General features: G+C 42.5%; 27 protein-coding genes. 25 read left to right on the top strand and 2 right to left on the bottom strand.

Features of this window, described 5'->3' with window-relative positions:
- The first annotated feature begins 96 nt into the window (after positions 1–96).
- From AC58PQ_RS13500 to AC58PQ_RS13410, 19 genes are all read left to right on the top strand, one after another.
- A complete protein-coding gene (locus AC58PQ_RS13500) occupies positions 97–429 on the top strand; it encodes an HK97 gp10 family phage protein (protein ID WP_497242439.1) in 333 nt (110 codons plus the stop codon).
- A gap of 1 nt (position 430) precedes the next feature.
- On the top strand, positions 431–853 hold the full coding sequence (locus tag AC58PQ_RS13495) for a phage tail terminator family protein (RefSeq protein ID WP_497242433.1): 423 nt from the start codon (positions 431–433) through the stop codon (positions 851–853).
- Positions 850–1,026, top strand: coding sequence for a hypothetical protein (locus tag AC58PQ_RS13490; RefSeq protein WP_497242432.1), 177 nt, complete (start codon positions 850–852; stop codon positions 1,024–1,026). Before AC58PQ_RS13495 ends, AC58PQ_RS13490 begins: the two co-directional genes overlap by 4 nt.
- A complete protein-coding gene (locus AC58PQ_RS13485; RefSeq protein ID WP_497242431.1) occupies positions 1,026–2,339 on the top strand; it encodes a phage tail sheath family protein in 1,314 nt (437 codons plus the stop codon). The genes AC58PQ_RS13490 and AC58PQ_RS13485 overlap by 1 nt, the downstream gene beginning before the upstream one ends.
- A gap of 1 nt (position 2,340) precedes the next feature.
- Positions 2,341–2,805 carry a phage tail tube protein gene (locus AC58PQ_RS13480; protein WP_497242430.1) on the top strand — a complete coding sequence of 155 codons (465 nt, stop codon included), beginning with the start codon at positions 2,341–2,343 and terminating at the stop codon, positions 2,803–2,805.
- Between the two features lie 21 nt (positions 2,806–2,826).
- Positions 2,827–3,249, top strand: coding sequence for a phage tail assembly chaperone (locus AC58PQ_RS13475; RefSeq protein ID WP_497242429.1), 423 nt, complete (start codon positions 2,827–2,829; stop codon positions 3,247–3,249).
- Positions 3,250–3,463: 214 nt separating this feature from the next.
- Positions 3,464–5,701 (top strand): hypothetical protein, encoded by a 2,238-nt coding sequence (locus AC58PQ_RS13470; protein ID WP_497242428.1) that lies wholly within the window; start codon positions 3,464–3,466, stop codon positions 5,699–5,701.
- Entirely contained in the window at positions 5,698–6,444 is a 747-nt protein-coding gene (locus AC58PQ_RS13465; RefSeq protein ID WP_497242427.1) for a LysM peptidoglycan-binding domain-containing protein, read from the top strand. Before AC58PQ_RS13470 ends, AC58PQ_RS13465 begins: the two co-directional genes overlap by 4 nt.
- An 11-nt stretch (positions 6,445–6,455) precedes the next feature.
- On the top strand, positions 6,456–7,424 hold the full coding sequence (locus AC58PQ_RS13460) for an XkdQ/YqbQ family protein (protein ID WP_497242426.1): 969 nt from the start codon (positions 6,456–6,458) through the stop codon (positions 7,422–7,424).
- Positions 7,421–7,732 carry a DUF2577 domain-containing protein gene (locus AC58PQ_RS13455; RefSeq protein WP_497242425.1) on the top strand — a complete coding sequence of 104 codons (312 nt, stop codon included), beginning with the start codon at positions 7,421–7,423 and terminating at the stop codon, positions 7,730–7,732. The genes AC58PQ_RS13460 and AC58PQ_RS13455 overlap by 4 nt, the downstream gene beginning before the upstream one ends.
- Positions 7,729–8,121 carry a DUF2634 domain-containing protein gene (locus tag AC58PQ_RS13450; protein WP_497242424.1) on the top strand — a complete coding sequence of 131 codons (393 nt, stop codon included), beginning with the start codon at positions 7,729–7,731 and terminating at the stop codon, positions 8,119–8,121. The genes AC58PQ_RS13455 and AC58PQ_RS13450 overlap by 4 nt, the downstream gene beginning before the upstream one ends.
- 5 nt (positions 8,122–8,126) lie before the next feature.
- Entirely contained in the window at positions 8,127–9,188 is a 1,062-nt protein-coding gene (locus tag AC58PQ_RS13445; protein ID WP_497242423.1) for a baseplate J/gp47 family protein, read from the top strand.
- The gene (locus tag AC58PQ_RS13440; protein ID WP_497242422.1) at positions 9,181–9,756 is read left to right on the top strand and encodes a putative phage tail protein; all 576 of its coding nucleotides are present in this window, start codon (positions 9,181–9,183) and stop codon (positions 9,754–9,756) included. The genes AC58PQ_RS13445 and AC58PQ_RS13440 overlap by 8 nt, the downstream gene beginning before the upstream one ends.
- Positions 9,757–9,919: 163 nt before the next feature.
- Positions 9,920–10,162: a hypothetical protein gene (locus AC58PQ_RS13435; RefSeq protein ID WP_497242421.1), complete on the top strand. Its 243-nt coding sequence runs from the start codon at positions 9,920–9,922 to the stop codon at positions 10,160–10,162.
- 3 nt (positions 10,163–10,165) lie between these two features.
- On the top strand, positions 10,166–11,263 hold the full coding sequence (locus tag AC58PQ_RS13430) for a hypothetical protein (RefSeq protein WP_497242420.1): 1,098 nt from the start codon (positions 10,166–10,168) through the stop codon (positions 11,261–11,263).
- A gap of 23 nt (positions 11,264–11,286) precedes the next feature.
- Positions 11,287–11,640 (top strand): hypothetical protein, encoded by a 354-nt coding sequence (locus tag AC58PQ_RS13425; protein ID WP_497242419.1) that lies wholly within the window; start codon positions 11,287–11,289, stop codon positions 11,638–11,640.
- Positions 11,641–11,646: 6 nt separating this feature from the next.
- Positions 11,647–11,910, top strand: a complete 264-nt coding sequence (locus AC58PQ_RS13420; RefSeq protein ID WP_497242418.1) for a hypothetical protein — start codon at positions 11,647–11,649, stop codon at positions 11,908–11,910.
- Positions 11,911–12,036: 126 nt separating this feature from the next.
- Positions 12,037–12,537: a phage holin family protein gene (locus AC58PQ_RS13415; protein ID WP_497242417.1), complete on the top strand. Its 501-nt coding sequence runs from the start codon at positions 12,037–12,039 to the stop codon at positions 12,535–12,537.
- A complete protein-coding gene (locus AC58PQ_RS13410) occupies positions 12,521–13,135 on the top strand; it encodes a glucosaminidase domain-containing protein (protein ID WP_497242416.1) in 615 nt (204 codons plus the stop codon). The genes AC58PQ_RS13415 and AC58PQ_RS13410 overlap by 17 nt, the downstream gene beginning before the upstream one ends.
- A 50-nt stretch (positions 13,136–13,185) precedes the next feature.
- Here AC58PQ_RS13410 and AC58PQ_RS13405 read toward each other — a convergent pair whose 3' ends face one another.
- Positions 13,186–13,722, bottom strand: coding sequence for a stalk domain-containing protein (locus AC58PQ_RS13405; protein WP_497242415.1), 537 nt, complete (start codon positions 13,720–13,722; stop codon positions 13,186–13,188).
- Positions 13,723–13,922: 200 nt separating this feature from the next.
- Here AC58PQ_RS13405 and AC58PQ_RS13400 point away from each other — a divergent pair, with 200 nt between their 5' ends.
- The 5 genes from AC58PQ_RS13400 to coaD all read left to right on the top strand — a co-directional run bounded on the left by AC58PQ_RS13400 (position 13,923) and on the right by coaD (position 17,568).
- Positions 13,923–14,300 (top strand): YolD-like family protein, encoded by a 378-nt coding sequence (locus tag AC58PQ_RS13400; RefSeq protein ID WP_497242414.1) that lies wholly within the window; start codon positions 13,923–13,925, stop codon positions 14,298–14,300.
- Between the two features lie 171 nt (positions 14,301–14,471).
- Positions 14,472–15,578, top strand: coding sequence for an MrcB family domain-containing protein (locus tag AC58PQ_RS13395; RefSeq protein WP_497242413.1), 1,107 nt, complete (start codon positions 14,472–14,474; stop codon positions 15,576–15,578).
- Positions 15,579–15,598: 20 nt separating this feature from the next.
- Positions 15,599–15,979 carry an 8-oxo-dGTP diphosphatase MutT gene (gene mutT, locus AC58PQ_RS13390; RefSeq protein WP_497242412.1) on the top strand — a complete coding sequence of 127 codons (381 nt, stop codon included), beginning with the start codon at positions 15,599–15,601 and terminating at the stop codon, positions 15,977–15,979.
- A gap of 495 nt (positions 15,980–16,474) precedes the next feature.
- Entirely contained in the window at positions 16,475–17,038 is a 564-nt protein-coding gene (gene rsmD, locus AC58PQ_RS13385; RefSeq protein WP_497242411.1) for a 16S rRNA (guanine(966)-N(2))-methyltransferase RsmD, read from the top strand.
- Between the two features lie 26 nt (positions 17,039–17,064).
- The gene (coaD, locus tag AC58PQ_RS13380) at positions 17,065–17,568 is read left to right on the top strand and encodes a pantetheine-phosphate adenylyltransferase (RefSeq protein WP_497242410.1); all 504 of its coding nucleotides are present in this window, start codon (positions 17,065–17,067) and stop codon (positions 17,566–17,568) included.
- A gap of 25 nt (positions 17,569–17,593) precedes the next feature.
- On the opposite strand, the gene AC58PQ_RS13375 is transcribed toward coaD, so the two are convergent.
- Entirely contained in the window at positions 17,594–18,871 is a 1,278-nt protein-coding gene (locus AC58PQ_RS13375) for a nucleoside recognition domain-containing protein (protein WP_497242409.1), read from the bottom strand.
- Positions 18,872–18,994: 123 nt separating this feature from the next.
- Here AC58PQ_RS13375 and AC58PQ_RS13370 point away from each other — a divergent pair, with 123 nt between their 5' ends.
- On the top strand, positions 18,995–20,116 hold the full coding sequence (locus AC58PQ_RS13370) for a SepM family pheromone-processing serine protease (RefSeq protein WP_497242408.1): 1,122 nt from the start codon (positions 18,995–18,997) through the stop codon (positions 20,114–20,116).
- The last annotated feature ends 33 nt before the right edge of the window (positions 20,117–20,149 follow it).

Genomic DNA, 20,149 nt, shown 5'->3' with positions numbered 1-20,149 from the left:
AAAATTTCCAGTACCAACCGAGCTTTTTCCTCTGGGCTGAACTTCCTTCTTGGACCTGTCATACAACTAAGAAACTCCTTTTTTGCTGTCTAGTTTATATGTAGCATTATACTAGAAGAGTGCTTAAAAGAATTGGCAGCGCGGCTGTATGCAAAAACTGTTGCTCGCACACCTGTGCTTTCAGGAGACTTGCGCAGAGGATGGAGCATTGGACCCATTCAACGAATCGGCTCTGACATTCAAATCGAAATTATTAATCCGGTGGAATATGCTATGTATGTTGAGCATGGTCATCGGACTCGAGATCATCGAGGGTGGGTAGAGGGACGATTTATGTTGACTGTATCGATCACGGAGCTTGAGCAGGAGCTGACAGCAATATTGGAACAAAAGCTGCAGCGTTTCATGAAGCGGCACTTGGGGTGGTAGGATGATTGATCAGGATATTCTATTTGGGATAATAGGGCAGTTAGAGGAACTGGATCCGGATCTTCCTAAATATACGGAACAAGTAAAGCAGGGCTTTGAGCAGACTGCTTTTTTTGTCTTGCAGCTTAATAGTGGTCAGAAAATGGAAATGAACACTCGTTATAGGCGATCACTTCTTTTTAATGTGCATTTCTTCCCAAATCCAGCTAGCCTTTCAAAGAAAGAAGATTGTAGGAAGATGGCAGAACATTTATATGAAGTGTTGGAGTACATCAACGTCAACGGCCCAGTACGAGCAAACGATTTAAAGTACGAAATTATTGATGATGTGCTCCATTTCTTTCTAAGCTTTGGAGTACATCTTATAAAAGAAAAGCCTTTAGAAACGAAAATGATTCATTCAGAACAGGAGGTTCATCTATGAGTACAAAAAAAGAGCAGGAGTCAACATACTCCAAAGAACAGTTCTTAGCTTCAAGTAGATTCACAGGGGCTCAAAAAGACGTTCTGAATGCTCTGTTGGTCGATGGCGAGGGCTACACGAATTCAAAAGTCATTGAGATGATTAATGAGTTTCTGGAAATGGAGGCCAAGTAATGGCAGGTGGAACATTTACAACACAAAATAAAGTTCGGCCGGGAGCATACTTTAACTTTTCAAGTAGCGCAACAATTGGCACATTAGGTGATCGAGGCATTGCCACTATGGCTTTGAAACTGAGCTGGGGAGTAGCGAAACAAGTTCTTACAATTCATGCAGGTGACAATGTAAAGTCGTTACTTGGATACGATATCACTGATCCTAAGTTGTTGCTGCTTAAAGAAGCACTTAAACGAGCGGGCACACTTCTTTTGTATCGTTTAAATGCAGGAACAAAGGCTACTGCAACAGTTGGAAGTTTGACAGCTACAGCAAAGTATGGCGGCATCAGGGGAAATGATTTAAAGGTTATCATTCAGATCAACATTGATGATGCAGCTAAATTCGATGTGAAGACACTCCTTGGAACGGAGGAGATGGACAAACAGACAGTACCAAACATCGCGGGCCTCGTTGCAAATACATGGATTGACTGGAGCGGTACCGGGGCGCTCACAGCAACTGCTGGAGCCTCACTCACAAGTGGAGCGGACGGTACAACTACAAACAGTGATCACACTGATTACTTAGCTGCTATTGAGGTATACGAGTTTCAAACGGTGGCCCTTCCTTCAAATGACAGCACATTAAAATCTGTTTATGTCGCTTTTACAAAGCGTCTCAGAGACGATGAAGGCCGAAAGATTCAATCAGTACTAGAGAATTATCCGACTGCAAATTATGAAGGTGTTGTGAGTGTTAAAAACGGCGTTGTGCTCTCGGACGGTACGGTCCTGGATTCTATCTCAGCTACTGCTTGGGTGGCCGGAGCGACGGCCGCTGCGCAGGTTAATGAGTCGCTTACGTATCAGGCATATGACGATGCGATTGATGCAAATCCACGCTATACCAATAGCCAAATTGAGACAGCTCTGAAAGCCGGGGAACTCCTATTTACTCAGAATCAGGGAAGAGCGATTGTCGAGCAGGACATTAACACTCTCACAACATTCTCAGCAACCAAGGGGAAAGTGTTCAGTAAAAACCGAGTTGTCCGTGTCCTTGACGCGGTTAATAACGATTTGAGAAGAACATTCGAGACTTTTTATATTGGTAAACTAGACAATAACCCTGATGGACGGAATTTGCTAAAGAACGAATACGTGAAGTACCTGGAAACACTCCAATCTATAGGAGCAGTTCAAAACTTCAATTCTCAAACGGACATTACGATTATTGAAGGGGAGTCCTCCGACAGTGTCTACACAGAGGTTTCCATTCAACCGGTGGATGCCGTCGAGAAAATCTATACCAAAGTGAAGGTGAGCTAGAATGACCTTTCTACAAGCTCGAGATACGATTTCCGGACAATCAGCAAAAGCCTATGCAATTATAGATGGGCAAGTCGAAGAAATGTTCTATGCAAAGAAGTTTGAGGCTAAAGTCAAAAAGAATAAGAAAGAAATAAAGACCTTAGGAAAACGGGGGACTCAGAATAAAGCCAATGGTTTCACGGGCACCGGCACGATGACCATTTATTATGTAACTTCTGCTTTTCGTGAGTTGATGTTGAATTATACGAAGAATGGCATTGACACTTACTTTGATGTCCAAGTGGTAAATAATGATCCTAGTTCTTCGATCGGCTTTCAGACGACGGTAGTCAAGAACGTAAACCTGGATGAGCTGACCATCGCTTCATTTGATGTTGAATCAGAAGCATTAGAGGAAGAGGTTAGCTTCACTTTCGATGATTGGGATATGCCAACGAAATTCGTAAAACCAACATTAGGCTAGAAGCCGAGGAGGATATTTTAGATGAGTGACATTAGTGCATTTCTGGCGGGTAACGTAGCCACACAAACTACTGAGGATTTTGTTGTTTCTGAGAGATTTAAGGACAAAGAAGGGACACCGGTTGCTTGGCAGCTGCGTTCGCTTACTGAAGAAGAGAATGATACATTGCGTAAATCCGCTACCAAGCGGACCAAGGGAAAGAACGGGCAGATGCAATCTGAGATAGACCAAACAGACTATTTGTCCAAGATGGCAGTAGCCAGTGTGGCTTTTCCGAATTTGAAGGATGTAGAGCTTCAGAAGTCCTATGGGGTGCTTGGAGCAGAGGTGCTTATTCGCAAGATGCTTCTTGCAGGTGAGTACTCGAATTTGCTTCTGAAAGTACAGGAGATCAATGGTTTCGATCGAGATATTAATGATCTGGTGGACGAAGCAAAAAACTAATCGACGGCGGTTGGGATAAGGATGGACAGAAACATGATCCGGATCCTACCGCTGTACTTCTTCATTATGCTCTACATCGACTGAGGAAGCTTCCACATGAAATACTGGAACTTCCCCTTTATGAGAGAGCATTTATTTTTGCATCCATTTCATTGTACTCAAAGAAAGAAGCTGATGCGGCTAAAACGAAATGACATAGAAGCGAGGTTTTAAGATGGCTACCGTTGGAGCTAGTCTAAAACTATTTGACCAATTTTCCAACACTTTGAATAGTGCCCAGCAATCCATGAATTCTACAATAATTATCGCCGATCGTCTTAAACATTCTTTAAATGGGACAATTGAGATGCGCATTGCCATTGATCCGAATATGAATATTAACCAGGTTGCTCAGTTACGATCTCGTATAGAGAGTAGCTTAGGTGACATTAGAGCAAGAATCCACGTTGATCTACCTGTTCATGTTACGGCTCTGTTTTCAAATTTACAGGTTATTGTGATGCGGCTGATTGGCGCGGTAAGTCAATTACGTATCGTAAGTGGCAGTAACGCTCAAAGTCTCCAGGATGCACTGCAGCGAATAGCAAGATTAGAGCAACAAATCATAGATCTGCAAACGCGATTAAATGAACGAATTCGTGATGGAGGCAATCGATCGGGCGGTCTACTTAGTAATTTAAAAGGAATTGCCGCAGCATATCTCTCTATAGCGGCTGCCAAAAAGCTTTGGGATGCAACCGTTGGCGGAGCCATGGAGCAGCAGAAGATGCAGGATATGTTCAAAGCTAGGACCGGTGATGATCAAGTAGGCGCTGCAATGTTTCAGAAATTTAAAACGGAAGCATTGAAGGCCGGTATGGATGTAAAAGAATCACTAAAAGGAACGCTTTCCTTCTTCTCCGTAACTCAAAATACAGATCAACTTTCAAAACTGAACAATTTGGCGCAGCGACTAAATGCTTTTGATAGTGCTGGTAATGGAATGGAAGGTGCTGCTTTTGCACTTAAAGAGGCATTAAGCGGGGACATTGTATCCTTGGCGGAACGATTCAATATGTCTAAGTCGGATATTCGTAAATTCAAGATCGATGATTTAGGTAAGAGTGGTGATGTTGATGGATTTTTAAAAGCTTTTGATCAATTGTTAGAGAAACAAAAGATGGGTCAGGCTGCTTTTGATAAGATGCTGGCTAGCCCTGCCAAGCAATCCGAGATTCTAAAGAACAATCTTAAATCAGGGTTGGCTGATGCAGGTCAGGGGGCGGTGGCTGCATTACTTCCTCTAATTCTCATGTTAAATCAAAGCTTTCAAGATGGACGATTTCAATCATTTTTCACAGGGTTACAAACTGGCTTACGTATCGTTGCCATGCTTATTGTTGGGGCTACACAGGGGGTCTTATGGTTCGCGGATGCCGTTCAAACCCACTGGCCTATCATTAGTTCAATTTTGGCTACAATCGGGACACTTCTAGCTGCTGTTCTTATTCCAAGACTCTGGGGAATGATTGCTCCGCTTTGGGCTGCCGTCCCCCCGTTATATGCTCAAGCGGCCGCTTGGCTTGCAATTAACTGGCCTATTGCTCTAATCGCTGCAGCAATGGGGATTTTGATCTTCATATTACAAAGATGCGGCGTTACAGCAGATCAAGTAGTGGGTGTCATAGTAGGAGCCTTTATGATGCTGGTCGGCTCAGTTTGGAATGAGGTTGCGTTGCTTTGGAACATCTTTGCAAGCTTTGCCGAATTCCTTATTAATCTCTTCATTGATCCAACATACGCGGTTAAAAAGCTATTCTACGATCTAGCAACAACTTTTGGTTCCCACATGTTAAACATGATTCGTAGCAGTGAGGATTTCGCTGAAAGCTTTATGAAGGTAATACTTCAGGGTGTAAACGGGGCGCTCAAGGGTCTTAATTGGATGATTCAAGCGATCAACAAGATTCCAGGCATAGACATCCCCACTGCGAAAATGTTCGATACTGAAAATGTCCATGCTATGAGTGACGGTGTAAAGAAGGTCATGGACATGCTTGAGAAACCAGTTAGTGAAAAGTCGGTTGTATCCATAGCTTGGATGGATGAGAAGAATCTAAAGAATGAATTTGATTTTGGCTACAAGAAGGGTTCGGATTTCGTGAATAGCCTCTCATTCAACATGCCGGGCGCAGATATGTCGGCCATCGGCAAATGGGATACAATCAACAAAGTGAATGAAGTGGGAAGTATTAACGATACAGTAGATATATCAAGTGAAGATTTGAAGGTCATGCGTGAACTTGCTGAAATGAAAAGTATTCAAAATTTCATCACTTTAACACCTACGGTTCAATTTACCGGCGATATTCACAATCATGAAGCTGGAGATGTCGAGGATATGGTCGGGCAATTGGTGGAATCGTTAAGAACTCAAATGGCGGTTTCCGTTGATGGGGTGATTTTCCAGTGAGTTATGAAATCCATTTGAGCTATAACAACAATGCCGAAGGTGTTCAGATTCCTGTAAATCCTGAATCCGTAGAAGTAACTGGCGGTGGAAATGGGAAGACCTACGACATTATCGGTGCTAGTGGTGGGACGGGCGAAACACGCGCAGGTGAGATTAATGTTATTAAGAGCCCAAAGCTAAGAGAAGTATCATTTAGCGGGTTCTTTCCAGGACAATTTTATCCTTTCTTGGCAACAGAGACATTGTATGAGCCAATGTACTATATTCGATTGATTGAGAAGTGGATGGGGACCAAGCGGCCAGTGCGCTTCATCTATGCTGCGCATTATGAAGCGCATTTGGCCGCGCAGCGTTTCAGTGGGAAAGATATCAACATGCCTGTTTCGATTGAGAAATTCGTATGGAAAGAAACTGCTGGAGCTTCCGGAGATATCGAATTCAGTCTCTCTTTGAAAGAGTATGTGTTTTATTCAGCGCGAAGAGTTGTGCTCAAGTCGGATTCAAATGGAAATCAGGTTGCAGTTCAACAGTCTACACGAAGGCCAGATGACAGGATAAGGCCGGACACGTACACCCTTAAAGAAGGTGAAACGCTAACGAAAGTTGCAATGAAATTTTATTCGGATGCAGCTGGCTTTCCTGATAGCTCCAGGTTTAAAGACATCCAGCTAATTAATTTTTTATCCGATACTGATTTGAAAAATCTAGCAGTGGGCTCTGTCTTAAAACTACCAGCATTGTGAGGTGTACATTTATGTTAGTCCTAGAGATTGATAATCGTAACGGCGTCATATGGGCGCCTCCTCTGGTGGATGTATCTATAAAAACTAGTCGAGTTGGTAAAGCGGGGATTCTAGAGTTCACGATTTTAAAAGGTGGGATCTATGAGGACACAACTTTTCAGTATAATGCAGGCGATGTGGTCAGGGTGACGTTGGATAAAAAAGCAGCAGTGTTTTACGGTTACATCTTTTCGATTAACGATGGCCGTGATGAAACCGTTAAGATCACAGCCTATGACCAACTTCGTTACTTAATGAGCAGCGATACTTACGTTTTTAAAAACGCAAGTGCATCAGAAATCATTCAGAAGATTGCGATTGATACTGGATTACAAACAGGTCATTTAACAGATACTGTTTATAAAATTCCAAAGGCGATTGAAGACGGTACTAAACTACTGGAGATTATAAATAATGCCCTTACCAAAACAGTCATAGCAACTGGCCGGACCTATGTGTTCCATGATGATTTTGGCCAGCTTTCTCTGACGGATATAGCTGACTGGAAACTTGATCTTTCACTTGGTGATGTTAGCCTGGCTTATGATTATAAAATGTCTCGCTCAATTGATAGCGATACCTATAACCGTGTCAAAATTGTTCAGGACAACAAAGAGTCAGGAAAAAGAGATGTGTACATAGCGCAAGATAGTTCCAATATTGCGAAATGGGGCCGGCTACAGTTTTATCAAAAAGTAGATGACAAAATGAATCCAGCTCAAATTAATGAATCATTGAATAACTTGATCTCGCTAAAAAACCGGGAAACGAGAACTTTTACGTTAGACGCTTTAGGGGATATCCGGGTACGCGCTGGTTGCTCTGTTTCTGTCAATATATCCGAAATAGGCATAAATCAATATTTTTTAGTAGAAGAATGCACACATAAATTCGACGGGGCTGATCATACCATGTCACTTGAGTTGAAGGTTTTCACTTGAGAAATGTAACTACTTTATTTGAACTTATGAAACAGGCCAGTGCTGGTGCTACAGAAGCAGGAAAGCCGGTAAATGTTCTATTTGGCGAAGTAACTAAAATAAATCCTCTTGAAGTGACCGTTGATCAGCGGTTTGCACTTGATGAGGATTTTTTGGTTATTCCAGAGCAACTAACACCTTACTCTGTGGAAGTAAGTTCACAGACAGTAGTGATTCGAAGAGGTCTAGAGGTTGGGGAGTCACTTATCCTTCTGCGATCTCAAGGAGGACAACAATACATTATCTTAGATCGAGTGGTGGAGGTATGATTCCACAGGGTGGTTCAATAAATCAGCAGATTCAACCATTGTACCAGTCAAGTAAAACCTACAGGCTGGATCCAGTTAATAATCGAATAATTGGGTATGTAGATGATCTGGAAGCAGTTCAGCAGGCAGTTTATAAAATAATGCAGACAGAGCGTTTCGAATATTTCATCTATGGCTCTGATTATGGAAGCGAATTAAGCACGTTGATTGGGAGGAGTAATTTATATTTTCAATCTGAAGTAACTAGAAGAGTCCAAGAGGCTCTGCTGCAAGATGAACGCATCAAATCAGTAGGTGATTTTAACATAAAGGTGAGCGGCGATTCAGCCATGCTTGAGTTCACGGTTGTATCGACATATGGAAGTTTTCAAACTTCGAGGGAGGTGTAAGCCCATTGTACGAATCTCAAAGCTACTCAGTCATCCTGCAACGCATGCTTGATCGTGTACCGGATGACGTAGATAAGCGGCAAGGTAGCATCATCTATGATGCACTTGCACCCGCTGCTTCTGAACTAGCTACTATGTACGTTGCTCTTGATTCAAATCTTAGAGCAGTATTTCCGGACACGGCTACCGATGAGAACCTTGACGCGGTCACCGAACCCTTTGGAGAAACGCGACACCTGGCAACGAATGCAATTCGAAAAGGGTTATTCTATGGGGCCACAAGTACGCCTATGGACGTTCCGCTAGGTAGCCGCTTTTCGATATCCGGTCTAAACTACACTGTCATTCTCAAACTCGCTACAGGGCAATTTGAACTACGATGTGACACGGCGGGCAAGGTAGGTAATCAGAACTTTGGGACCTTGCTACCCTTGGATTACATCGACGGTCTGATTAGCGCGAGTCTCACGGATGTGCTGATTCCTGGCGAAGACAAGGAAAGCAATGAGGTGTACCGAGCAAGATTCCTTCAACAAGTTAGGTTGCCTTCTACAAGTGGCAATAAAGCGGACTATATCAAATGGGCACATGAAGTTGATGGTGTGGGTGGCGTTCAAGTCATTCCTCTTTGGAGTGGTGTTGGCACAGTGAAAGTGGTCATCATCGACACGGATAAGAAGCCTGCAAGCATTCAGCTTGTCGAGAACGTGCAAGCATATATTTCACCTACATCGGGCACTGGCGAGGGCACCGCGCCTGTTGGAGCTGACGTGACGGTTGCGACAGCTACGGCCGTGACTATTAACGCGACGGCAACCATTGTAAGGGACGGCTCCCGAACGCTTGCTGAGATTAAAACGGATTTTGAAGCAGCGCTGACTTCCCATCTGGCAGGGATATCCTTTGGGATAGATCCATCCGTGAAGTATGCGAAAACGGGTGCGATTCTGCTTAATGTGCAAGGCGTTCAAGATTACACAGCGCTACAGCTCAACGGAACGAATGGCAATATTGCTGTTGGACAAGGAGCGGTTGCTGTCAAAGGTACGGTGACGCTAAGTGAGTGATTACGCTATTACTAGTCCAACTGGGCAACGCATGCTTGAATCTCTGCCCGATCTATACGAAGAGGTTTATGAAGCCCGCGTGTTGATGACTGCAGAAGGTCAAGAAATCGATGATATAGCAACTAATATTGCTGATGCTCATGACCAGGCTTTTGTTGATCGAGCCACTTGGGGCCTTACTCATTGGGAGACATTTCTCGGTATCCAAACTGACCCAGTTAAGCCCTACGATCAGAGACGATCTGTTATCAAGTCAAAGATTCGTGGTACAGGCACAATTACCGTAACGCTCTTGAAAAGAGTTGCTGAAGCCTACGATAACGGTGAAGTAGAAGTCACAGAAGACAATCCAAATTATACCGTGAAAATAAAGTTTATTAGTAATCACGGGGTTCCAGCAAATCTGGATGATATCGAAAAGGCTTTGAGTGATATCATTCCGGCTCATCTAGCTATCATCTTTGAATTTACTTACATGACTTGGAGTGCTCTCGATTCACATGGATTTACATGGGGGACTTTGTCCGCCAATAACTATACGTGGGACCAATTTGAACGATTGACCTAGAGGGAGGGCGAACACTATTTCTACAACAACACCAAAACTAGGATTACCGCGTCCAGTAGCTTCGGACAACGTAACGCTGGCAAACTATCAAGCTTTAGTTGATGCGATTGATAATAATATTACTGCTGCCATCACCGGCACGTCCAATGCGGATGTTAGTAAGGTGAAAGCTGTGCAACTGGACGCAGACACTCGTTCAGCAGTCGCAACCTATACAACCGGAAAGTTAACAAAGGTTGAGGAAAAGGACGGGACAACCGTTATTAAAACAACAGCATTAACTTACAATGGCGGTACAGGACAATTACAAACGGTTTCTGAATCAGCTGGAGGAAGCACAGTAACATATACAATTAACTATGACGGAAATGGGAATTTTTCCAATTATACTAAGGGGGTGTCTTAAGGCATGGACGTAGCAACACTCGCGCAAGTAATTGATTTGTTAGTGAAAGTTGGCAAGAATACTGACGTTGCTGGAGGAAGCACGGTTTTTAGCCAATTACAACGAATTTTTGATTCCACCGATGGGGTCGAGGCAAAAACGAATCTAATTGGAGCCACTGGAGATGCAGCAGGTACCGGTTCTATATTTGCTAGGTTAGCTCAAATAGCGGCGTATGTCGATACTCTTGAGTCGATTGTTGGGACAAATGTTGATTCAGCAGGAACAACAACGGTATTTGCTCGTTTAGCTCAGATTGCAGCATTTGTTGATCAGGTAGAAGGTTATTCGGATACACTGGAAACGCTGCTAGGACTAACGGGTGATGTTGCAAGCGGAACAGGATCAGTAATGGCTCGATTAGCTCAATTGATCGCATACACGGATACAGTTGAAACCGTGTTAGGAACATTGGCCACGAGTTCCGCGCTATCAACCGTCAACACAACCGTCAATACAATCAGTACAAACGTAAACACAGCAAACACGAATGTTTCAGCGGTGAAGGCCAAAACGGATTTAATTGGAGCGTCCGGAGACGCAGCAGGGGCCGCCACGTTGTTTGGCCATATTAAGACGGTTCAAAATGCAACCGGTAAAACAGTTTATGTGGCTAGTAACAATTTAAAGGTTAATGATACAACGGTTTACACGTCAAACATTGACCCGGCAAACAACCCATATGGGTTAAGTATTTTAATTTACAAGTGGACGCCAAAGACAACGGGGGAGATACTCGTTTCATTGGACATTCAACATTTGCACAATGGAGGTTCAGGAGGAAGCGCCAATTTTGGAGTTGCATCATTCAAAAACGTGGACATGGTTGGCGTTGCGGCCGCTTCTAATCCGGTTGATTGGAGGACGGCACAGGGTACGCAATTCGTTGGAAGTCCGCCTATTATTTTGGGAACAGCGACAGTTTCGCAATCCGCGTTCATAACAATTTCAACAACTTTATTCATAACAACAATGGCGCCAATTTATTTTGTTTATGATCCTACATGGAATGGAAACCAATGTAAAAATTTCAAAATAAGTTATGATGAAATATCGGTATAAAAAACTAAAAAGGAGGTTTTTACATGGTTGTTGTTTTTTATCGAGAGGACGGACGCGTTGTTGGGATGATTGAAAACCCAACGGCAGCACAAATGGAGGACAATAAGTTGCCGTATGCAACATTTCAAAATACGGCGGCAATTCCGGCGGGAATGTTTAAAGCGCCGAAAGGTCAATCTTCCGTATACAATCCGGTGAATAATGTCGTTTCATTCCGGGACCATGTGGAGCAACCGAAAACGCTGGATCAACAACGCATGGATCAATTGGAAAAGGACAATAGAGACAAAGATATTGAAATTGAGGAATTGAAAACGGCAATGGCCGATCAAACGAGCGCTATTTTAGAAATTTACGAGGTACTACTAGGGGGATAACAGACAATGGCAGTATTACCGGGGATTACATCACAATATGCAAAAGCCGTCATCATCGACAAAACGCGCACATTGGACAGCGCACCGGCAACATACAAAGATCCAGTCAAGCAATTTGCAGCGAAAAAATATTTTATTGACGATATTGATTCAGCGTTGACGTCCGGAAGCATTACTCAGGAGACGCGGGACGAGATTGTGGCATTGAAGGAAGAAACGGACCCGCAATATAGGCCGGTTGTATCAGCAGCAGCGACAACGGAAATTTAAACAAGCAAAACGAGGATGGCCTACGGTTTCCGTGGGTTCTTTTTTTTGCGACAAATTGGCATAAGCCCGCAAGATCTTTTGATTCGCCTTGGTTATCGATTATTAATACAGAAAGTGGGAGTGGCTATGAATAGATTTTTTCAATCGTTACTAACTTTAAATTCATTATTAAAACCAACAAATGCAGCAGCTGCCGCAGCAAGTGCTTTTATCAGTCCATTTATAGCAAATGCCATCGAGAGCGGGAAGTTTTGGGTATTCTTTTTGTATATTAACATCATTATTGCCGACTGGATCTCGGGTACATCCGCCGCAAAGAAAGACGACACTTACTCATCCGAGTACGGTATCGCTGCGGTCCCGCGCACAATTATCATGCTTTGGCTTCCTTTTGTTGGATGGTTACTTGATAAAGTATCTCTAACTGTTTTTAACGTGAATCAACCAGGTTACGCCTACTTTGCGATAACAGGTATGCTTGTCTACCATACTTGGGAGAGCATGACAGCCAACGCGTATCGAGCAGGTTGGCGGATACCAAAGCTAGTGACTTCGTTTGTTAAAAGTGAGATTAAAGCAAAAATGGAAAGAGCGCAGAAGAGGAAAGGCGATGGGGGAATTGGATAATTTGTATTGGTGGGGCAAGGCAAAGGAGGCCAGCTCAATCATTGGATGGTTTCCTACTGTAGTTTTCGCTCAATGGCAGCATGAGACAGGTCACTTCACGAGTTCCAATTTTACGAAGAATAACAATATCGCCGGACAGACTTGGCAGAGCTATATGCCATTGTCCATGAAAGGTACAGCGCGTCCGTCAGCTGAGGGCGGATATTACATCCGTTACGACGATCCAGTGACAGGTTATGTGGATTTCATCCAAAAGAACGGCAGATATGCAAGTGTAAAGCAGCAGGCAACTGAGGAAGCACAGATTCGTGAAATTACTGCGCGCGGTTGGGCTACGGATAAGAATTATGCAATAGAGCTTATCCAGCGGTTAAATGACAATAAACAGCAAGGGTATATACTGGAGGAGGAACATGAATTGGATAAGGATGTTGCAAATACGATAATAAACACTTGGATTAAGCCTGAGTGGCATAATGCTGAAGATCAAAAAAAGGGCGCTTCAGGAGAGACGATAGGAGAGTTAATCAAACAACAGAAATATTATAATTGGTTAGCAAATCAGCTAAGATTAGTTTCTGGGCAATCTGAAGAGTGAAAGAAATCCCCTACTCTCCATAGATTGTTAGTAGGGGATTTCAATAAGTTTTAGTATGAAATGTCAATCTGGAACTTAATTGTTTTGTAGCCTGTAATATCATCAGAAGTGATAAGATCTTCTGTCTTTACATCAGATACGTTTATATCACTGGTGCTTCCTGAAGCCTTGCCTAGTCGCTTTCCAGCAGCATCATAGAATACTGCAGAGAAGTTCGCTCCTTTAACTGTCTTTGTTCCAATATTTTTGACTTCACTTGCAATTGACCATCCAAAACTGTTTTTCTCTACTGTTACATCATAAAATGCCAGTTGCTCTGTTTTGTATACCCCGTCTTTTGGAAGCTCAGGCACTTTACCAGCGATTGAGATCTCACGCTTATCCCCGTCCCATTTCACTTCTGCACCTAACGACTCTGAAACAACTCTCAATGGAACATAACTTGATCCATCTACGATTTGTAAATCAGAATTAATCAATTTACCATTAATAAACAGTTTAATATCTGAAGCAGCATAAGCTCCAACAGCAATTGAAGCTGCGATAATTCCAGTCAGACCAAGTGAAATCAATAACTTTTTTTTCAAATAAATTCCTCCTTTTTTTCCAATTATGACCTTTTCAAGTATATCAAATATTGTCCAATAAATCTTACACTAATTTTTAACAAATGATTATTTGAAAGATATGTAGCTAGTCTATAGAAAAAATGCTTGCACATTCAGTACATAACTGTTGTATGATAAATAAATAGGAATATATGTTCTTATATTTTAAGGGGGTTATTATGAGTAAGATTAATAATAACGGTCTTTGGGAATCATCACGTTTCATCGGTCCTGAATTAAAAGATGCTATTCGTCTGCAGCAGAAAGAGATTAAGCGTATATCCAAACCGATTCTTGATGAGCAAGAGGTGCACGTAATATCTGCGAGCCTGAGTCAGTCTCAGATGTACAAAAAGACTATTATGATAACATTATTTGACGAATATCAACCAAGATTGATTACTGGTGTTGTCAGTCGAAGTAAGCAGGCAGAATTCCGCTTAGATTCGGTTAATCCTTTTAATGGAGTAGAGGATTGGCAATGGATTTATTATAAGGATGTTTTGAAAGCAGAGTTGAGCAATGAGTGGACAAAGGATGAAATGGTAGATCCATAATGTTTATCTAGGATAAATATTTAATAAATCCAGAAACACTTGTGTTAAAAGGCCTGAGGGAAAGCATCCCTTGGGTTTTTTTGCGTTTATGTTCATCAAGCTTGTTACTTAAAGGATAAAAAAGCTAATTTGTCGAAATATGGTAGAAACAAGCTGTTTGGGAGGATTAGCATGAAACAATCATTGCAATATGTTTTGAATAATTATCGAACTGCATTTCACCAACAATTTACAAGTCACCCTATAGGAAGATTTTTAAGAGGGGAATTTGTCTCGACTATTATCGAAAAATCAATCATTGATCTAGATAAATATACACTGAAAGGTTCTTCTGGGCAGTCGAAATGGGCTGAGATTCCCTGGATTGCAATTTTTGATCGTGATATTATTTCAACTGCGGAAAAAGGTTTTTATATCGTTTATTTGTTTCGTGCTGATATGAGTGGAGTCTATATTTCATTAAATCAGGGATGGACATACTATAAAAAAAAATATGGAGTAAAGCATGGTAGAATTAATATTAATAAAGTCTCAACTGTTTTAAGAGAACGATTAAATTCTACACTAAATGATTTTAGTATAAATGAAATAGACCTTAAATCAACTTTAAATGTGAAAGTGCTTGCAGAAGGATATGAATTAGGACATATTTGTGGGAACTTTTATCCAATTGATAATATCCCAAATGATACAGTCTTAATTAATGATTTGAGAAACTTGTTGGGTGTTTACAGAGAATTAAAGGCACTTTTAGGAAATCGTTCAGTTGAGCAATTTATTGAATTGATTATTTCTAATCAGGAACTATTTGAGAATCCTGAGGACAAAGATGAAGATAAGTTTCAGAAAAATGTACTGACATCTGCTCCATCAGTCACTCCACCAGCACCGCAACCTAAGCCGCCGCTCTTTTTGCAAGGCAAAACTAAGAGATATCATCGTGACCCTAGCATTGCAAAAGAGGCTTTAATAAAAGCGAATTTCAAATGTGAAAATGACATTAATCATTCAACCTTCTTATCTAATACAACTGGTCAAAACTTTGTGGAAGCTCATCACTTAATCCCAATGAAATTACAAGATACTTTTGATTATAGTCTTGATGTTCCAGGTAATATTGTTTCTTTGTGTCCTAACTGTCATCGTGCAATTCATTTAGCTGTTGAGGAAATTAAAAAAGAAATGCTATCGAAATTGTATTCTCAAAGAATTTCTGAGTTAAATTTATATGGTATTGGCGAAATTACGATTGAAGATCTTATAGTCGGTTATAGATGATGTAATATAGGAGTTATTAGATGAAAAAAGTGGCCGCGGCATTATTAATGAAGGATAACAAAATTCTGATTGCGCAACGGAAGTCAACTGATAAACTTGCTGGTAAGTGGGAGTTTCCAGGAGGGAAGCAAGAGCCCGGTGAAACATTAGAAGAGTGTTTGAAACGAGAGATGCACGAAGAGTTTGGAATTGAAGTGAAGGTTGGAGATTTCTTTGCAGAAAGTACCTTTCATTATGAGGCAGGTACAATTATTCTCTATGCATACTGGTGCACATGGACCTCAGGTGAAATAGTCGCAATAGATCATGATGATTATAGTTGGGTATTTATTGAAGAAATGAGCCAGTACGATTTTGCTCCTGCGGACATCCCATTTATCGAAAAATTAATGAATTATTAATAGTGGAGCTATTTTTCATTCAGCCAGTTTGAAATTAAGATCCTGTTTATTTGCAGGATCTTTTTTGATACAGTTTTTTAACCAAATATAGTAGGTTATTTTAGGTGTAGTTTTGTTGTAATATTTTTGATTCTGAAAATTTTCGTCCCCAAACCGTCCCCAAGCTAAAATTGTAATATCTGTTATATATTAAATTTCGATGCTGTTATAGTCAAACAAACCCTTATATAATAAGGGTTTTAAAAAACTGTCCTATAAAATAATAACGACGGCCTTTTGCAAGGCCGTCTCATGGGAGAGGAGAAACCGGATGAAGAGCTTATGGGGAAACGTAAGCCTTCTCCGCGGTTGTCTACGACATTCTCTGATGTCGATAGTTCAAGGATGACCTTTTTACGGAAAATTTATACATCACAGGGATAAAATTTTTGTGTCAGATTAGTGCTTGTGGTACGATAGCAAAAGAATGAACTAGCATGAAGGGGAAACACAAGGATGAGAGTGATTTCAGGCACGGCCAAAGGCCGGTCGTTAAAGGCTGTACCCGGTACAAGCACACGACCAACAACAGATAAAGTGAAGGAAGCGATCTTCAGTATGATCGGACCTTATTTCGACGGAGGGCAGGTGCTTGATCTGTTCGCCGGTACGGGCGGGCTGGGCATTGAAGCAGTAAGCCGTGGCATGGATAAGGCTGTATTTATTGATATCGAGAAGAAAAGCATCGACACGATTCAGCATAATGTGGAAATAGCCAAAATGAAGGATCAGGTGGAAATTTACCGTACAGACGCCGCGAGAGCGTTGAAGGTATTAGCGAAGCGGGCAGAACAATTTCAACTTGTATTTCTGGATCCACCCTATCGGATGAAAGGGATTGCAGAGCTAATGACGACGATGGAGGAACAGGCCATTGTGGAGGCGGATGCGACGATCGTGGTTGAGCATGACGCCAAGGATGTACTGCTAGAAAGCGTAGGTGGATTCAAGCAGCTTCGCAGAGCGGACTATGGAGATACGGCTGTTACCATATTTAAACGCGACATCGCGTCCATATGAATCAGCAATAGAAGGAGAGGGACAGCATGATGAGGCAAGAACATGGCATTACAGTAGCGGTATATCCAGGTAGCTTTGACCCAGTTACCTATGGTCATCTTGATATTATACATAGAGCAGCCAAAGTGTTTGATAAGCTAATTGTAGCGGTGCTGAACAACACGTCCAAGAACGCGTTATTCACCCTGGAAGAACGGATGGAGCTACTACGGAAAGTAACGGCAGATCTGCCTAATGTGGAGATTGACGGATTTCGGGACTTGATGGTGAATTACATGAAGGCTCGTAATGTCAGGCTTATTGTTCGCGGACTTCGGGCCGTTTCGGATTTTGAATATGAATTGCAAATGGCCTCGACGAATCACAAGCTGAATCCAGATGTAGAAACATTCTTTATGGCGTCGAAGCCGCAGTTTTCGTATTTGAGCTCAAGCATCGTGAAAGAGATTGCCAAATTCCATGGACCTGTCGAGGATCTTGTGCCAGCGGAAGTGGAAGAGGAGTTACGCAAAAAATTCCCTCAGACCTAGAAGCTAGATCTAAAGGAATTTCAAGTTAATTCACGACTTTCTTCTGAAAGCGACTCAGGACAAACGAAACCAGCAGCATCAAGGTAAAAAGGAAAATGAATTGCGTCAGCATTGGTCCCCAAAGGCCCCATGCCGATTCGCCGTTCACGGGAAACGATACCGCGGCGGCCTCGTTAGATGCTAAGTCCAACCGAAGAAAGCTTGGCTCTGTATCTAACAAAAGCAATTGCAATGGTTTCCATAGTAGAATGGTTGTGAACAAGGCGAGCACGGCATGCAAAGCGCGGGACTGTAAGAAAAATGTGTACCGGGCATCGGTTTTTTGAAGGAAACCAGCGACCTGTGCGTGGGCTGACAAGCCTCCCCAGCCGAGAAAGGCGCTGAGCAGCGCCATTTGTGGCAACAGTGGGAGATCCTTAGCTTGGCTGAAAGCATAGGAACCAAGGTGGATTTCCATCAATCCTTTAATCCATTGCGGTGTAGTGTCAGTGAAAATGCCCATACAGCTAAGTAGAAATTGCGTGATGGGGCGAAGTATATCGGCAAAATGAGTAATAGAGATGACGTTGATTAATACGGAAAATATCATCATATAGCCGCCAATCAACATTAGCGTTTGCACAGCGGAAGTTACCGCATCTCCAAGTAGCTTACCAAAAGCACGTCCATCTTCCCAATAAGCTTGGCGCATGGCCATAAAGGCGGATTTCCAAATAGAAGTCGTTTGTTTCGGTTTAATGACTAGCGTTTTCGCTTCAAGAGGAGCAATGACTTGCTTCGTATGTCGCATCAAGAATCCTGTTGCGATAGCGGAAATGTAATGAATAATCCCGAGCAAGATCCCTAGCTTCGCGTTATGAAGGAATCCAATACCGATAACCATGATTAGGAATAAAGGACTGCACAAATGTGAGAGGGCCGTTAAACGCTCTGTTTCCGTGCGTGTAATCAGGTTTTTTTCGCGCAGCGATGCAGTAATTTTAGCTCCTGCAGGAAATCCTACAACAAAGCCTGATGCCAGCGCCCAACCGCTAACGCCAGGGAGACGGAAAATAACGCGCATCAGCGGCTCCAAGAGTACGCCAGTACCTTGGATGACACCGAAACCGATCAAGAGCTCAGTCATAATAAGAAAAGGCATTAATGCGGGGAAGACAAGCTTCCACCAAACGGTCAGTCCTTCGAGAGAGGACTGAAAAGCTTTATCAGGAAATAAAATGACAGATATAACAACTAGTCCAGCCAAAGCTCCTAGAACCAGTGTTGTGAATTTGGCAGGGAATCTTGTATTCATAGGCTGCATAACATCACCTCGTCCTTCGAACATGCTTCATTGTACGCAAGAAGGCAGGTGATTAGACCAAGCTTTCATCGAGAATGGATAGGCAAGAGCATCAAGAGAAAGCAACAGGAAAGGGGGACCTGTATGGATAAGGAAGAAGAGAGTACGATACGTACGTGGTCGAATGATTCATATCGTTATCCGAGAAGCTCAGCGACGAGACGCTACCTAATATCTGCCTTAGTAGGTATTATCATTGTATATTTATTGTTTTTTGTGAGATTGCCCTTTTTTGTTTTTATGCCAGGTACCGCCGAAGAAATCAAGCCGATGGTGTCGATTTCCAAAAGCACAGGCACAGAAAAAGGGACACTCATGCTGACAACGGTACGCGTAGCAGATGCCAATGTGGTGAACTATGTGGTAGGACTCATTCATCCCTATGAGGAAATTCAGCCCAAAAAGGCAGTTCTCAAGCAGGGCGAGTCCGAGCAAGAATATTCACAGCGTCAGGAATATGTCATGCTAACCTCACAAGCCAGCGCGATTCAAGCAGCCTATACCGAGGCCAAGGTTCCTTTTCATATTGATCATGTGGGTGTGATGGTCCTTCAAACCGTCCCAGGTTTGTCAGGTGAGAAGGTGCTTAAACCAGGTGATGTGCTTTTGAAGGCCGGGGACAAAGAGGTGAAGGTAGCGCAGGATCTACGAGACTCGCTCGCGGGCAAAAAAGCCGGGGACACCATTACAATTACGTATGTTAGAAAAAAGACTGAATTGCAGACGACATTGACTCTGGGAGAACTGCCGCTTCAAAATGGAGAGTCAACGCCGCGGGCAGGGATTGGTGTAGAGCCAGTAGGCATGCAATCGGTCAAAGCCGATCAGGAAGATCAGCAGGTGACGATTAAGGCTGGTGATATTGGCGGGCCTTCAGCAGGCTTAATGTTCTCTTTGGAGATATTCAACCAACTTGTACCCGAAGATATTACGAAGGGCTATCGCATTGCAGGGACGGGAACGATAGAAGCAGATGGCTCCGTAGGTCCGATTGGCGGTATTCAACACAAAATTATTGCTGCGGATCGGGAAAAAGCTGAGATTTTCTTTGCTCCCAAAAACATAACCTACAAAGACGGGACCAAGATCGAGAATTATTCCGATGCGGTCAAAAGAGCAAAGCAAATTAATACGAAGATGAAAATCGTAGAAGTTGGAACCATGGAAGATGCCTTGAAATATCTAGCAGATTTACCTTCGAAATAAGTCATTTCTAGCAAAAGTAAGATAATTTAAATT

This window comes from Paenibacillus sp. J22P143 (assembly GCF_059692035.1).
Note: the sequence above shows the minus strand (reverse complement) of the source record. Positions and strands in the feature narration are given on the sequence as shown.